Source organism: Lentiprolixibacter aurantiacus (assembly GCF_026241225.1).
GTDB lineage: Bacteria > Bacteroidota > Bacteroidia > Flavobacteriales > Flavobacteriaceae > Lentiprolixibacter > Lentiprolixibacter aurantiacus.
In genome coordinates this window covers 453967-469811 of the sequence record NZ_JAPFQP010000001.1, presented here as the reverse complement: position 1 = coordinate 469811, position 15845 = coordinate 453967, and the positions used below count along the sequence as shown (strand labels likewise).

At 45.1% G+C, this 15845-nt stretch carries 15 protein-coding genes; 2 read left to right on the top strand and 13 right to left on the bottom strand.

Annotation, left to right across the window (positions count from 1 at the left end):
* Window positions 1-24: 24 nt before the first annotated feature.
* Window positions 25-546 carry a PAS domain-containing protein gene (locus OO016_RS02090; protein WP_266010396.1) on the bottom strand — a complete coding sequence of 174 codons (522 nt, stop codon included), beginning with the start codon at window positions 544-546 and terminating at the stop codon, window positions 25-27.
* Window positions 547-863: 317 nt separating this feature from the next.
* A complete protein-coding gene (gene dinB, locus OO016_RS02085; RefSeq protein WP_266010395.1) occupies window positions 864-1961 on the bottom strand; it encodes a DNA polymerase IV in 1098 nt (365 codons plus the stop codon).
* Between the two features lie 57 nt (window positions 1962-2018).
* Here dinB and OO016_RS02080 point away from each other — a divergent pair, with 57 nt between their 5' ends.
* Together OO016_RS02080 and OO016_RS02075 are read left to right on the top strand one after the other, a co-directional pair.
* Window positions 2019-2486, top strand: a complete 468-nt coding sequence (locus OO016_RS02080; protein WP_266010394.1) for a CYTH domain-containing protein — start codon at window positions 2019-2021, stop codon at window positions 2484-2486.
* The gene (locus OO016_RS02075) at window positions 2480-2980 is read left to right on the top strand and encodes a YciI family protein (protein WP_266010393.1); all 501 of its coding nucleotides are present in this window, start codon (window positions 2480-2482) and stop codon (window positions 2978-2980) included. The genes OO016_RS02080 and OO016_RS02075 overlap by 7 nt, the downstream gene beginning before the upstream one ends.
* Before the next feature lie 17 nt (window positions 2981-2997).
* On the opposite strand, the gene OO016_RS02070 is transcribed toward OO016_RS02075, so the two are convergent.
* The 11 genes from OO016_RS02070 to OO016_RS02020 all read right to left on the bottom strand — a co-directional run bounded on the left by OO016_RS02070 (window position 2998) and on the right by OO016_RS02020 (window position 15842).
* Window positions 2998-4017, bottom strand: coding sequence for a phenylalanine--tRNA ligase subunit alpha (locus OO016_RS02070; protein ID WP_266011922.1), 1020 nt, complete (start codon window positions 4015-4017; stop codon window positions 2998-3000).
* 108 nt (window positions 4018-4125) lie between these two features.
* On the bottom strand, window positions 4126-5985 hold the full coding sequence (locus OO016_RS02065) for a SulP family inorganic anion transporter (RefSeq protein WP_266010392.1): 1860 nt from the start codon (window positions 5983-5985) through the stop codon (window positions 4126-4128).
* Window positions 5986-6090: 105 nt separating this feature from the next.
* Window positions 6091-6720, bottom strand: a complete 630-nt coding sequence (locus OO016_RS02060; protein ID WP_266011921.1) for a carbonic anhydrase family protein — start codon at window positions 6718-6720, stop codon at window positions 6091-6093.
* Window positions 6721-6741: 21 nt separating this feature from the next.
* Window positions 6742-8322 carry a SulP family inorganic anion transporter gene (locus OO016_RS02055; RefSeq protein ID WP_266010391.1) on the bottom strand — a complete coding sequence of 527 codons (1581 nt, stop codon included), beginning with the start codon at window positions 8320-8322 and terminating at the stop codon, window positions 6742-6744.
* Between the two features lie 76 nt (window positions 8323-8398).
* Window positions 8399-8698, bottom strand: coding sequence for a hypothetical protein (locus OO016_RS02050; RefSeq protein WP_266010390.1), 300 nt, complete (start codon window positions 8696-8698; stop codon window positions 8399-8401).
* A 54-nt stretch (window positions 8699-8752) separates the two neighbouring features.
* Window positions 8753-9511 carry a tetratricopeptide repeat protein gene (locus OO016_RS02045; protein WP_266010388.1) on the bottom strand — a complete coding sequence of 253 codons (759 nt, stop codon included), beginning with the start codon at window positions 9509-9511 and terminating at the stop codon, window positions 8753-8755.
* A gap of 2 nt (window positions 9512-9513) precedes the next feature.
* Window positions 9514-11271, bottom strand: coding sequence for a BatD family protein (locus tag OO016_RS02040; protein WP_266011920.1), 1758 nt, complete (start codon window positions 11269-11271; stop codon window positions 9514-9516).
* 23 nt (window positions 11272-11294) lie between these two features.
* Complete coding sequence (locus OO016_RS02035) at window positions 11295-12143, bottom strand: tetratricopeptide repeat protein (RefSeq protein ID WP_266010386.1); 849 nt, start codon at window positions 12141-12143, stop codon at window positions 11295-11297.
* A complete protein-coding gene (locus OO016_RS02030) occupies window positions 12136-13182 on the bottom strand; it encodes a vWA domain-containing protein (protein WP_266010384.1) in 1047 nt (348 codons plus the stop codon). Before OO016_RS02030 ends, OO016_RS02035 begins: the two co-directional genes overlap by 8 nt.
* A 6-nt stretch (window positions 13183-13188) precedes the next feature.
* Complete coding sequence (locus OO016_RS02025; RefSeq protein ID WP_266010382.1) at window positions 13189-14187, bottom strand: vWA domain-containing protein; 999 nt, start codon at window positions 14185-14187, stop codon at window positions 13189-13191.
* On the bottom strand, window positions 14187-15842 hold the full coding sequence (locus OO016_RS02020) for a hypothetical protein (protein WP_266010381.1): 1656 nt from the start codon (window positions 15840-15842) through the stop codon (window positions 14187-14189). Before OO016_RS02020 ends, OO016_RS02025 begins: the two co-directional genes overlap by 1 nt.
* Window positions 15843-15845: the final 3 nt, after the last annotated feature.

Genomic DNA, 15845 nt, shown 5'->3' with positions numbered 1-15845 from the left:
AGGGTTATTTATTTGGGGAATATATCAGGCAACTTCTTTTTCGAAGGCAATGAAGTGTACCACCTTGCCTTTTTTATCGAAAACGGGTTCTCCCTTAATCCAGCAGCGGTATGCACTTCCGTCCTTGCGATAGTTCAGGACCGTAGTTTCAAAAGGTTTCTGCTGTTTAATCGCTTTTGATATATAAAGGGTGGTCTCGGCACAGGTGTCCGGCCCCTGAAAGATCTTTGGTTTTTGACCTATGATTTCCTCCTGGGTGTACCCGTTCATATCAAATATGTTGTGAGAGGCCTTTACAATATTGAGTTCCGGATCTGTAACCACTACAATCTGGTCTTTTTCCAGTAACGCCTTTTTAATGTCTGAGGTTCCTTTCCAGTTGCTGTCTTTTGCAATAACATTAAACTCGCTCAGGTCATTGAAAAACGCGCTAATTTTCTGGTAATGTTGCCCAAAAATATCCCAGGACAGCAATGGGAGCGGATTCAGGCTTAGCGTGTTGTAATATTTCTTAGCGGCTTTATCAAAGTTCTTTATTTCCTGCATAAAGGGATTGCTTGGGAAGTTTAGTTCTAAACTATTTGTACAGTCTGTTTTTTGCAGCAGAATTGATACAAAAAGCTTTCATTTTCATAACAATTTTTATTCAATACTAGGAAAAGCCTGAGAACCCGTAAAATATATGCAGCAGATTAACAGTTTTGTTTAAAAGATGATCGGTTAGCCTCATTAATAAAGGGGAAAGAATAAACAAAAAAAATGGGGATATAGGTAAGAACTATGCTGAAAAGCTGTGCCTGGACATTCTAAAATCAGACCTGTTTAATCGGTTTTGCAATGCTTATCTCTCCAAACAAACAGCCTCAGAATTCGAATCTCAGTTGGACGGAGACACTCTCATCATCCTTTTCCATATCCTCTTCTGTATTCAGGTTGGACAGTGATATCCCAAGCAGTCGTACCGAGTTATGTAATTTTTCCTGATACAACAGAGACCGGGCCTCTCTGAGAATATCTTGCTGGCTGGAAACAAATTGCTGAAGTGTTTTGCTTCGGGTTTGCAAATTGAAATCACTGTATTTGATCTTAAGAGTAACGGTCTTGCCTGCCAGCTTTCTTTTGGAAAGCCTGCTGTCCAGTTCTTTGGCAATTCGCTCCAGCCGCTCCAGCATAAAAATCTCACTGCTGAGGTTTTCCGAAAAAGTTCTCTCTGCCCCTATGCTTTTGGGGTTCCGGTCTGTTTTTACGGGGGAGTAGTGAATACCTCTAACTACATCATAGTAGTGTATGCCGCTTTTCCCAAAATTGGTTACCAGAAACTCCCTGGATTTGCCTTTCAGGTCCAGCCCCGTAAATATACCGAGCTGATACATTTTTTCCGCAGTAACCTTGCCTACCCCGTAAAATTTCCGGATCTCCAGTTTTTCCAGGAAGGGCAGTACCTCTTCCGGTCCAACCGTCTTCTGACCGTTGGGTTTGTTGATATCACTGGCCACCTTCGCCACAAATTTGTTGATAGATATCCCGGCAGAGGCTGTCAGGCCCAGTTCATCAAAAATACGTGCCCTTATTTCCCTGGCAATTAGGGTTGCAGAGGGGTTACCCACTTTATTTTCGGTTACGTCCAGATAAGCCTCGTCCAGGGCAAGTGGTTCTACCAGATCGGTATAGTCGAAGAAAATTTGCCTGATAGCACGTGATACTTCCCGATAGCGGTCAAACCGGGGCTTTACAAAGATGAGGTCCGGGCAGCGCTGTTTGGCCAGATAACCGCTCAAAGCACTTTTTACACCATATTTCCGCGCTTCATAGCTGGCTGCAGAAACCACGCCTCTGGTTTCACCTCCTCCTACGGCTAAGGGCTTTCCTTTGAGCTCCGGATTGTCCAGTTGCTCCACTGAAGCATAAAAGGCATCCATATCAACATGAATGATCTTACGTATTGGCAGGGACGCTTCCATAAACAAATTTAAAGCTTATCTTCGTTAGAGGGGCAACCATTCAGGGGATACATCCATATGATTGAAGTAGAACGAAAGTTTTTAGTCACTTCTGAAGACTTCAGGACATCAGCTGAATCTGCATTGCACATCAGGCAGGGCTTCCTCTGTGCTGATCCAGAAAGGACTGTAAGGGTCCGATTGCAGGATGGTTTCGGGAAAATAACGGTAAAAGGGATATCGGATGAGGCCGGGATCAGCAGGTTTGAATGGGAACACGAAATTAACGGGGATGAAGCTGGTCAGCTTCTGAAGCTGTGTACCGGCACTGAAATTACCAAAACCAGGTACAGGGTACCCTTTGGCAACCACATTTTTGAGGTTGATGTATTTGAAGGGTCTAACGCCGGATTGATCGTGGCTGAGGTAGAGCTTCAAACTGCCGACGAATATTTTGAAAAACCCGCTTGGCTGGGCAGGGAGGTCACTGGAGACCCTAAATACTACAACGCCCAACTAAGCATAAATTCCTATAAGCAATGGTGAGATATTTTTTAGCAGTCCTGTTCATGGGCATGCTCTTACTTACAAGTTGCAATCAGCGTAAAACAGGGACTAGTGAAAAACCAGTTGTTGAATCCGGGGATAGGGTTTCAACGGCCTCACTGAAAGAAACGCTGGTTGACAAAGGCTATCAGGTTTTCGATTATGTTGATGGGAAGACCGGTGATACCATTATTATGCAGCAGTATTTTATCGCTTTCCTTAAGAGCGGACCCAATAGATCCCAATCCAAAGCAGAAGCCGATAGTTTACAGGGACTTCACCTCGCACATTTGGGCCGGATGTACGAGGAGGGATATGCCGATATATCTGGTCCGTTTGGGGATGAGGGTGAGATAAGGGGCATTACCATCTATAATACACCTACCCTTGAAATGGCAGACAGCCTGGCGCGAATGGATCCTATGGTAGAAGCAGGCAGACTCGAAATTGAGATCCACCCGTGGTGGGCTGCCAAAGGCTTTGGACTGAGATAAGTATGCCTGGAATTAGCCTAAAGAGCACTCCTGAATTGCTCCAGGAAACGGATATCGTTTTCGCTGAGTAGGCGGATATCTGAAATTTGGTGAAGCAGCAGGGCAATGCGGTCAATTCCCATACCAAAAGCAAATCCGGAATATTCCTTGGAATCAATCCCACAGTTGTCCAGTACATTGGGGTCTACCATGCCACAGCCCATGATCTCCAGCCAGCCGGTGCCTTTGGTCATACGATAATCGGTTTCTGTCTCCAGGCCCCAGTATACATCTACTTCGGCACTAGGTTCTGTAAATGGGAAATAAGAGGGGCGCAATCTGATCTTTGACTTTCCGAAAAGTTCCTGTGTGAAATATTGGAGGGTTTGCTTCAGATCAGCAAAAGAGACATTTCTGTCTATATACAAACCTTCCACCTGGTGGAAAAAGCAATGCGAACGGGCAGAAATGGCTTCATTCCTATATACCCGTCCCGGGGAGATAGTCCGGATTGGCGGCTTGTGTTTTTCCATATAGCGAACCTGGACGGAGGAAGTATGCGTCCTTAACAGTATGTCCGGGTTGGTCTGGATAAAAAAAGTATCCTGCATATCACGTGCAGGGTGGTGTTCCGGGAGGTTCAGTGCCGTGAAATTGTGCCAGTCGTCCTCAATCTCGGGGCCTTCCGAAACATTGAATCCTATCCGTGAAAAAATATCAATTATTTGGTTCTTTACAATGGAAATAGGATGCCTTGATCCCAGGGGCATACTCTCAGCCGGCCGGGTTAGGTCTCCATACTTTTTGCCAGTAGCCTCCTGGCCACCCAGGCTACTTTTCAGGGAAGCCACCTTATCCGTTGCCTTTGATTTGAGCAGGTTTATGGTCTTCCCGAATTCTTTCTTCTGATCATTGGGAATGGTCTTGAAGGCAGCAAAATATTGGTTCAACACCCCTTTTTTGCCCAAATATTTGATCCGAAAGGATTCTACTGCTTCCAGGTTTTCCGCAGAAAAATTTTCTACCTCGGCTATATGCTCTTTGAGTTCATTTATCATGTTGTGCTCCATGATCAGGGCTTTTCAGACCGGGACAAAGGTAATACAATTCTTAAATTTCTTCCTTTAGTGCACGGAGATAAAGTAAATGATATGCAAACACCCTTTTTATTGGGAATTTTGTTCCCTTATCCAGATCACACATTCATCGAAGGTTTGAAAAATATGCTCCAGGGGCACGAGATCCGGAATAATGTCAATTCGTTCCATCATGTAACGCGGCTGATCCATAACATCCACAAACAATACCTGAACCTTCTTTTTCCGTAATTCCTGCAGTACCTCTTCCATGGCATACAGCCCGGATTGATCCATGTACTGCGTGCGCCCCAAACGAATAATAACCGTCCTGGCAGTATCTGGTATTTGCTGGGCCAATTGCAGGAAATCACTGGCAGTCCCAAAAAACAAGGGACCTTTAAGGTGTTTTATAAAGACTTCGTCTTTCAGGGATGAGGGGAAGTTCTTTTCATCGGCCCAGGCAACCTCCTTGGACAATGATTTTACATCAGACCTTTTACCGGTAAGGTCGCCTATACGCTTCATAAACATCAATGAAGCAATTACCAGCCCTATCCCAACGGCATAGACAAGGTTCCAGAAGGTTGAAAGTGCGAGTACCACCAGCATTATAATTACTTCTGAGCTCAATTTCAGCGGGCCTAATTTAATATCCCTGGGAAGGCTGGGGATTGCCCTGAGGCCTTTGTAATCCATAACGCTGATGCCAACTGTGATCAGGATGCCAGCAAGTACGGCCGCAGGTATCCTGGAGGCAACGGGCCCCATGGCCAGCAGGATCATCAATAGTAAAACACCTGATATCATCCCGGAAAGTCGGGTTCTTCCTCCTGAGTTTATGTTGACTACTGTTCTGATGGTTGCTCCGGCACCAGGGATACCACCAAAAACGGCAGCAATGGTGTTCCCGATACCCTGACCCACCAGTTCCTTATTTGGTTTGTGCTTGGTTTTGGTCATGTTGTCGGCCACTACAGAAGTCAATAGGGAATCGATGGCTCCCAGGAGTGACAGTGTCAGGGCTGTGAATATGTAGGGACTGATTACACTGAACTTAAATTCGGTAAAAACCTCGAGATTGGGAACCGGAAAACCTGCGGGAATTTCCTCAATAGTCCTGTAGTCCAGTCCAAATCCGTAGGCAATCCCGGAAACAATCACCAGAGCCACCAGTGTGCTGGGAACTACTCTCGTAATGCGCTTAAAACTGTAAATTATGGCAACGGTGACCAGTGTAAGGATGAGCTCCAGCCAATTGATGTTTTTAAACCCCCTGGGCAGTGCCTTTATGGCGCCCATAACACCTGAAGCTTCCTTAGCGGCCAGGGTACGGGCTTCTTCAGCGATAGTATAATCGCTGATTTCTTCTGCCCGTTTTATAGTTTCCTCAAAATCTTCAAGGACCAGGATGCCTTCCCCAGCCTCCTCCCTTAAAATGTTTTCGAGGATCAATTCTTCTGCCAGCGGTTTAAAAGGTTCAACATAAGCCTCGTCTTCCTTGGGATAATAGCCAATGGCCGGCATGATCTGGGTAATTATGATGATGACCCCAATTGCCGTCATAAAGCCGGAAACCACCGGGTAGGGGATATAGCGAATGTAGCGGCCAATACCTAGAAGGCCCAGCCCTATTTGGAAGAGGCCCGCAAGGAGAAATACTGAGAGAATGGCGGGGAGAGCCTTTTCCACACTACCATCATAAAGGCCAATTATCCCTGAAATGACCACCATACTGACAGCGGTCATTGGGGCAGTGGGTCCGGATATCTGCGTATTGGTGCCTCCGAACAAGGCTGCAAAAAAACTGATAAAGATAGCACCGTAAAGCCCGGCGCTCGGCCCTAAACCGGAAGAAACCCCGAATGCCAGTGCCAGAGGAAGGGCTACAACACCAGCGGTTATACCCCCAAGCAGGTCTCCCCTAAAATGCGCAAAATGCTTTCTCAATTTTTAGTCAGGTTGAAAAGGTTGAGGATACAAATTAAAGTATTAAAATGAAAAAAGCCCCTGATTTTGGTTTCAGGGGCTTTAGAACCTTCTAAACAACTATCCTTAATCCATAAAGGTAACTTTACCGGATTTAATATCATACATGGCTCCGCGAATCTGGATTTCACCAAATTCCTCCATGTCCTGAAGCACCCGACTTTTCCTTCTGATGTCTTCTATGGTTAGCTTAACGTTCATTTCAGCTACACGGTCAACAAAATCGAGGTTTTTGGAGTTTCGCATTTTTGGATCCTCGGGCTGGGTAACAGCTTCCACCGCTGGTTTGATCTTGCTAACAAGTACTGTGAGGTTACCTAGTTTGGCATCGTCACAGGCCCCTTTTACAGCCCCGCAACTGGTATGTCCAAGCACAACAATCACTTTGGTTCCAGCCAGCTTACAGGCAAATTCCATACTACCTAAAAGATCTTCGTTGACAATATTGCCAGCCACACGGGCACTGAAAATATCTCCAACACCCTGATCAAAAATCAGTTCCGCGGAAACGCGTGAATCTATGCAACTCAGGATGGTGGCAAAGGGATATTGCCCACCGGCTGTTTGAGATACCTGTACCATCAGGTCACGGTCTGCCTTCCTATTTTCCCGAAATCTAGCATTGCCCTCTTTTAAAAGTGATACAGCCCCTTCCGGTGTAATTTGGGACTGAGATTCTTTGGTTTGTGCGTTTATCATGCTATTTGTTTTAAAAGGTTAAGCCGATTTCGGCCACAGTTTGAAAAATTCTATGTAACTATCCGGATTTTCTACTTCTCCCCTTTCGGATACAATGATAATATCTATGTGCCTGGATTTGGCTTTTTCGGAAAAGTCCTCAAGGATCTCAACAATGTCGTTATCCAGATAGCGGGTATTCCTAATGTCTAACTTAAGGTAAGAATTTTCGGGGATGGCATCCAGTTCTTTAAGTATCGCTCCTTTGTTGAAAAAAGTAACCTCTTCAGCGAGGGTCATCTTAAGCTTGTGCCTGCCATTGCTCCTGTCTTCAATATGCAGAAAATGGGAGTTCTGGTAGCTTTTTATTAAGATAACCACGATACCAACACCCAATCCTAATCCGATACCAACCAGCAAATCCGTAAAAATTATACCCAGTACGGTCACCGTAAATGGAACAAACTGCTTCCAGCCCAGTGCATACATTTGCTTGAATAATGCCGGTTTGGCTAGTTTATAACCCACTATAAAAAGAATAGCTGCTAAAACAGAAAGGGGTATCATATTGAGTAACCTGGGTATAAGCAATACTGAAATGAGCAAGAAAAAACCGTGTATAATAGCTGATAATTTGGTGCGCCCTCCGGATTGTATATTAGCCGAACTCCTAACGATTACCTGGGTAATGGGCAGTCCACCTATCATACCGGAAATGATATTCCCGGTTCCCTGTGCCAGAAGTTCGCGGTTGGTTGGTGTAACCCTTTTTTCGGGATCTAGTTTGTCGGTAGCTTCAACACAAAGCAGGGTTTCCAGGCTGGCTACCAGGGCTATGGTAAAGGCGGTAATCCAGATTTCCGTGTTCAGGATGGCCCCGAAATTGGGAAAACTGAACTGCCCCAGAAAGGAGTCTATATCCCCTGGCACGGGAACGCTTACCAGGTGATCTGAGGAAATACCCCACAAGCTGTTGTTTTGGGTAAGTACGTAGAAAACGATTCCCACAATAACAGCCACCAGAGGTCCCTGGATCAGTTTGAATATTTTGGCCTTTTTGGTGAGTACCCGATCCCACAGGATCAGAATACCAAGTCCGATTACTGCTACTAAGGTAGCTCCCGGACTGATGTATTTGAGGCTTTGCAAAATTTCGGTGAAGGTATTTTCCCCATCCATTTGAATAAAGGAAAAATCCCCTTCCGGAGTAGCGTCATACCCGAAAAAATGGGGGATTTGCTTAAGAATGATGATAATTCCTATGCCGGTAAGCATTCCTTTGATTACCGAGGAAGGAAAATAATACCCGATTATACCTGCTTTAAGAACCCCGAAAAGGAGCTGAATAACACCCCCCAGTACAACGGCAAGGAGGAAGTTTTCAAAACTACCCAGGGTAGCTATGGCAGTCAGAACAATGGCTGCTAATCCGGCGGCGGGTCCACTTACTCCTATGTGGGAACCGCTCAGGGAGCCAACAAAAATACCTCCTACAATCCCGGCGATCAAACCAGAAAATAAAGGAGCGCCACTGGCAAGGGCGATCCCGAGGCATAAGGGAAGCGCTACAAAGAACACTACCACGCTTGCCGGCAGGTCATTTTTTAAATACTTGAACATAATACAAAAGTGTTACACCTCAATTGCTTTTAAGGTGAATTAATAATTGGTTTGTTGAAATAATTGAAGGCTTAGGCTACACCTTGTATTCGGGGGGAGGTAACGGGATTTCAAGGAAGCAGGGAAGTACTTCGCCTGTGTTTTCAGAATTAAAGTTCCTGCTTGTCCTGAAAAAAAGCAGACTAGCGTATTCCAGGCTTTCCTGTACTATTTTTTCTTCAGTATTGTCTTTCTTTCCCTGTTCCTGTTCTTCCTCATTCTGGTTAATGGAAATATATACCCGCTCATCCTCGTTGACCAGGGTGATCAGCGGGGGAGCAATAACTGCAAATAGCCATATAGCCAGCAGCGCATGTATGATTTTTGCTCTGTACATTCCAAACCGTTACTAACAAATATAAAAGAATACGGGAAATAGGCTGTTAAAAAACTAAAAATCCTTTAGTTCTTTGAGGGATTCGGAGAGCATCCAGCCGGTTTGTCCGTCTGAAAGCTCAATCTTTTTCCAGGCGTCAAACTCCTCAAGGACATTCACTTTGGTGCCTTCATGCAGGGTGAATGCAATTTCACTCCTTTCATTGGGTTCCGCCTTGACGTTTACCTCCTCGTCAAAAATAATGGCTGGTTGGTCTTCCATAAAGTCCTGGTAACGCAGAAAGGCAATTACAACCGAAATTACCGTTAGGGTAATGGCAATCAGGCTGCTGATAAAGGCAATTCGTTTGTGTGTGGAAGATCTCAGGTAATAGAAAAGTATATAGGACAAAACAAAGGCCAAAACAAAAACAACCGCCAGATAAGACCAACCATCAAAACTGAGGATTCCTGTAACCTGCTTGTAGAAGCGGGATAAAGTAGTTTCCGGAAGGGGGCTTATGGCATCCAGGGTCATATTTTGGGCATAAACCAGGTTATTCCGGATTTCCTGGTCGTTGGGAGCCAGCAATAGGGCCTTCTCGTAATAGTAAATGCTTGGGGCAATTTGATTCAGTTTGTAGTGGCTGTTACCCAGATTGTAATACAGGGCCGCCGAGTGTTGCCCTTCATCCAGGATCTCCATATAATACGAGATGGCCTTCTCATAGTCCCCGTTGTTGTAGGCCACGGTAGCGCTGTCAAAACGAACCTCCAACTGAGCATAAGCCGTTGGGGCGAGAAAAAGCATTAGCAAAAACAGGTGCCGTTTCATAATCATAGCTGTTTATCCAATGAGGAGATTACGTCACTTGCATTCTCATAATCCTGTTGCATCTGCACATTGGAAAATGGACTATACCTGGCCATTTCACAGTTCTGGATCAGGCCTATAAACCCATTTATCGTCACTGAATCCGACCCCTTCTCTTTCAGAAGGGCGGCAATTTTTTCCTTGGCAAATTCGGAGGTTTCAATCTTTAGTTTCGCTTTCAGGTAATTATGAAGCGCTTTTTCCATGGCCACATAAAAGGCTTCTTTGTTTCCCAGTGCTTTTTTAGCGGTAGACAGGTATTTTCTGGCCAGTTTATTGGCCTTTTTGACCTTGCTGCCTTCAATATCTTTGGCGATGGCTTCCCGCTTTTTCCCAAATAAAACTGCGATAGGGATCAATAATACGGGAGAGAGCAGCCAGAGATAAAAACCGGTTGAACCAAAGAAAAATTTATATCCTATTTCCTGTAAGTTGGGTTTGAGCTTAATAAAATTAAACTGGCTCCCCGCTTCAACGGTCACGGCCTGTCGTCTGGTGGTAGTGGCTTCTTTTGTAGGGCTTTCGCGTTGAGGCCCTTCGAGCACATTGATAGTAATCTCCTCAGAACTCTGCGTTATATATTTCTCCAGTTCCGGATCAAAATAGGTAAAGGAGATCCCCGGAATGGGATATTTCCCGCGATACGCCGGTACAATGGTGTACGAATTGCTTACCTCCCCCTGCATACCGGTCAGGGTGGTCCTTATATTTTCATCAAACTCTGGCTCATAGACTTCCAGGGCACTTGGCAGGCTGGGTTCAGGAAGTTGAAAGAGTTTCAGATTGCCCTTTCCCTTAACAGATACTTTTGCCTGGAGGGACTCAGATGCGTTGAGTACCTCTTTTGAAGTGCTTACAAAGAAATCAAATTTACCAACAGCACCGTTGAAGGATTCCGGCCGCCCGGCAAGGGGAAGGGCTTTTACATTAATAGTCCGCCTACCAGCGCTTACGGTCATGTTGGTTTGCCTGTAAGTACGGCGTCCAAAAAAGTCGCGCTTGTCTGTTGGTACATCAAGGGTTACATCCAATGAGAGGGGTTCAATCTCCAGCTTTCCACTTTTCTGAGGGTACAGGACCACCCGTTTCAGGATCACATAGCGATATGGTTTGCCCTGATAGGTGGTGTTTTCAACCGTGTATCGGGTCAGGGGTAGATCCTGGCTCCAGAAGTTATTGTATTTTGGGTTGTCCAGGGGCCTGAAGTCGTTTACATTGATAGCAGGGCTTACATAAAGTTTATATACCACGCTCACAGGCTCATTCAGATAGGGGTCTGTTTTGGAAACCTCGGCAACCAGATGCAGGTTTTCACTTGCGATATCATCTACGGTTTTTTCATCACTTGGCTTGTCTACAGCTGCCGTTACCGTTACTTTTTCAGGGAGTGATTTATAGGTTTCTCCATCAATCACAATGGTTGCCTGTTTTATGGTAAAAGTCCCGCGCGCTGTGGGAGCCAGAATGTAAGAATAGGATTTTGAAAAGCTCCTCACCCCATTTACCCACATGGAGCTGATAGACTGGGTAGGTCCCATGACAACTCTAAAACCTTCAAAATCAGGTGGCTGAAAATTATCGCCGTCGCGGTTCATGCTGAATTCAACAGAAAGGCGCTCGTTAATCCCGAGTGATTTCTTACTGAGCTTTACTTCAAAGAGTACCTCGTCCTTATCCTGTGCCTGAGTGGGAACAAAAAGCACCAGGGCAAACAAAAACATCAGGTATGTAAGCCCTTTTCTTATCACCAGTCTTTTACGTTTTTAATTTTTGCTCCTTTCACCTTTTTAGCATCCATTTTTTCCTGCACCTTCTTCTCTTCATTTTGCATGGCTTCCAGCAGGTTCTTTATTTGCTGTGGGGATAATTGATTTGGCTTGGGTTGCTTTTTTTGTTCCCCGTCATTTTCTTGAGGCTGTTTTTCCTGCTCCTGTTTCTCCTCTCCCTCACCTTCTTTATTTTCTTCTTTCTCCTGTTCGCCCTGCTGCTGATCCTGTTGCTCCTGATTCTGGTCCTGTTCCTGCTGCCCCTGGTTATCCTGGTTTTGCTCTTTCTCGTCTTTTTCGTCCTGATCTTCCTGGTTATCCTGGTTGTCCTGGTTTTGCTGGTTTTCCTGGTCTTTTTTCAGCATTTCCTTTGCCAATGCGAGGTTGTATCGGGTTTCTTCATCTTTTGGGTTGTTCCGCAAAGCCTCTTTGTAGGCCTCTACAGCTTTTTGGTATTCTTTATTTTTCATAAAGACATTTCCCAAATTGTGAAAAGCCCTGTGCTTATCGGCCTTTTCGATGGCAAGTTCCCCGGCCTGCTTGAATCGGCCAAAAGCCTCGCTAAAACTCTCCCTGTTGTAATAGGCATTACCCAGGTTATAGGGGGCTGCTATGTTTTCAGTGCTTTTTGAAATAGCTCTCCTGTAGTCTGCCTCCGCACCCACAAAGTCGTTTTCTGACAATTCTTTGTTGGCTTCCCAGGTGAGATTTGTAGACCGCCTCAATGCTTTCTCATGTTCAGGATCCGCTTCGGTTTCCTGGGCCTGTACAGACAGGGTTGATAAAAATATCAGGGCTAAAGACAGTATGTAATAGGTCTTATTCATTTTCCCATTCGTTAAAAAGATCGAGTTTTTTCAACCACTGTGTTTTTCTGTCCAGCAGGAAAACATCCAAAAATAGAAATAACAATCCTGCAGCCAAAAACCATTGAAACTGGTCCTGGAACTCTGCAAACTGCTTGGCTTCAAACTCTTTCTTATCCATTTCCAATAACTCTTCCTTGATAGCGGAGACAGCATTTTCGGTATTGGCACCATTGATATATTCCCCATTGCCTTCCTCGGCAATTTCTATCAGGATTTCCTCATTCAGGCGGGTGATAACCACTTCGCCCTCTGCATCTTTCTTATAACTTTCCACCACGCCATTTCGCTTAATGGGGATAGTACTTCCTTTGGATGTACCCACTCCTATAGTGAAAACCTTTATGCCTTCTTCCACTGCCAGTTCCACGGCATCTGTGGTTGCCCCTCCTGAGTGGTCCTCACCATCTGAAATGATAAATAGAACGCGATTTGTTTGTGCCTCATCATTGTAATAGGTTGCGGCAAGGTCAATAGCTTCATTAATAGCCGTACCCTGGGAGGAAAGCATATCGGTATTCATGCTTTGAAGGAACATCTTGGCTGCACCGTAATCTGTGGTTATGGGCAATTGTGGGTAAGCCTGTCCTGCATAGGCAATAATGCCGATCCTGTCACTGGCCAGTTGGTTTATGATTTCTGAAACCAGCCGCTTTGACTTTTCAAGTCGATTGGGGGCAATATCTTCGGCAAGCATACTTTTGGAAACGTCAACTGCAAAAACAATGTCGACCCCCTCGCGTTTCACCGTCTCCAATTTAGTCCCGATTTTAGGGTTGGCCAGACCGAGGATCAGGAATGTCAGCCCGATAAGGAAGAAGATAAGTTTCAATACTGACTTATACCTGGATCGTTCAGGGCTTAGCCTCCTTAATAGAAGGGGATTGGCAAATCTGCGCCTGGTCTTCTTTCTCCAGATCTGATACGCCACAAAAAGGACAATCACCACCGGGATGATGAAAAACAAATAAAAATATGCCTGTTCGTCAATTTGTATCATATGCGCTTATATAAAACTCCTGAATACAGAAATTCTCAATAGCCATTCAAGAAGAAGCAAGGCGCCGGCAATCAATACCCATGGCCTGAATTTTTCCTCGTACCTGTAATATTTGAATTCTTCTATTTCCGTTTTTTCTAGCTTATTGATCTCCTCGTATATTGCCTCCAGCTTTTCATTATCAGTTGCGCGGAAGTACTTTCCACCGGTAGTGTTTGCAATATCCTGAAGCAATTCTTCGTCAATTTCAACCTGCCTCATCCCATATCGGAAAGAGCCATCCTCATTGTATGCAATGGGGGATAGGGCATTGCCATTGGTTCCCAGACCAATAGTATAGGTCTTGATATCGAATTCAATAGCAAGGTCGGCCGCCGTCTGTGGCTCAATGAATCCCGAATTATTGACTCCGTCTGTAAGCAGGATGATCACCTTGCTAATGGATTTACTCTCTTTCAATCGATTAACGGAGGTGGCCAGTCCCATACCGATTGCCGTACCATCGGTAAGTTCCCCGTAGGTGATGTCCTTCAGAGCGCTTAAGACGATGTTCTTGTCGCTGGTAATAGGGGTTTTGGTATAACTTTCTCCGGCATAGACCACCAGGCCAATACGGTCATTGGGCCTTTGCTCTATGAAATCTGCAGCTACCTCCTTTAAAGCCGAAAGCCTGTTGGGCTTGAGGTCGCGCGCCAGCATACTCGAGGAAACATCAATCGCCATAACAATGTCGATCCCCCTAGTGGTTTTGGTACGGGTAGAGATCTCTTCCGTTTGAGGCCTGGCCATGGCTACAATAATACCAGAAAGAGCCAGCAGGCGGAGGATAAAAAGTACGGGTTTGAGCCTGGGTAAAATGCTATTTACCTGGAAGCCCCCGGTACTTGAAATTTTTAACGAGGCAACTTCCTGTTTCCGTTTCAGGAAATACCAAAGTAGTGCTACCGGCAACAAGAGCAGCAGCCAGAAGAATTGAGGGTGGGCAAATTCTATATTCTCAAACACTAGGCTTCGGTTTTAACTTCCAATGAGTTTTGAATTCTATCTATAATTTCTTCGGCATAAGGGTCGTCATCCTGCCAGGTAAGCACAATTACCTGCTGGAAACCATTGCCCCCAAACAGGTAAATGGCGTATTGCCCGCGTTCTGATTCGTTAGATTCAGGAAGGGAAAAAGTTCCCCTGCCGTAAACCTTTATGCCCTTCACCCCGGTTTGCGTGGTGAATTCTTCTTGTTTAGTAATCAGGTTACGGGCCCCTGCCTCCCCGAGGTCTTTTAGAACCTGTTCCAGTGTCTTTTCATAATCAGGTTCTTCGGGTTGTGCCAATACGGTTGATTTGGTCCCAATTTTGAAGAGGGCATCCGGATTGCTGTATTCAAAGATGTGTTGTTCCCTGATCTTTTCTTTTTCCTCTGCAGAAAGTTCTTTGTACTCCCTCAGGAGAACTTCAGGGGATTCGAGGCTGATAGGTGGAAACCCATAAGTGCTGGAAACCCAATCTTTTTCGAGTAATTTTTTGGTAGGGTTCCCTGAAACAGTGTCCCAGAAATTTTGAGGGCCCATATAAACAGCCAGTGAACCCAGGGAAAGCAGCACAACAATCAAGGCTGCAATGCCATACTGTCTTCGCTTTTTCTTTCGTTTTTGTCGAGCGAGTTCCAGAAGATATTCTTCCCTTTGCATGAGTTCTTCCTCATCTGGTTCAGGGATAGCCTCATGTGTTTTAGTAACGATTTGCTCCAGCACCAAACGGTCATTTTCTGCAACATTGGTTGGGGGCTTGGACTTTGCAAACTTTACCAAATCTGCCGTCTGCAGTATTTTATTGAACTGATTAATGGTATCTTCTTCCAGGTTGAGCTCCCCCGCATCTTTCAGGAGTTCAATTTTTTCAATCAGCTGCTGAGTAGTGCTTTCCAGCGCACTGATATGTACTTCTTCTTCGAGATAGGCGCGGACTATAGCAGTAAGTTCGGAATAATATTTTTTGTATTCATCCTGGATGAGGTATCGTGAATTTTCCAGTCGCTTTAATTCCATCAGGGCCCGGTCATAAGGTGGAAGAATTGCCTCTTTTTCTTCCTGGGTGAGGGGTTTCTTTTTGAAAAATACGCGATAGATTATCCATCCCAAAAGCCCGAGGACAAGGATGGATACAAGCAGTTTAATCCAGAATGCAGTATTGTTTTTTTCTACCTGGATCAGGGGTTTGATGTCGTACATCTTTTGGGTAGTGGTATCTACCGGAACAGTACCAACCGCCACCATCAGGGAATCGGTAAAATATCCGGCCCCATCTATTTCTATCCTCTGGATGGGAACAACATACTGCCCGGAATCAAATTGAGTCAGGGCATATATCTTTTGCAGGATCATACGGTCATTAACCCTGTTGGTATCCGTTTTGAATGCTTCTACAGTTTCCAGTGGTGAAAAAGTCTGCCCTTCAGGGAATATCACCTGAGCAGCTGAATCTGCTTCCACGGTAATTTTTAGCTGGATCTGCTCCCCGATCCTGATTTGGGTGGTATCGGCCTCCGTTTTGATGACGGGCGATTGGCCAAAACCTGTGAAACAAAAACTCAAGGCCAGCAAAAACAACCCGCAGGAACTGCAGGCAATTTTAAATGGACGATATGAGTTAAAAATCAGTTTCATGGA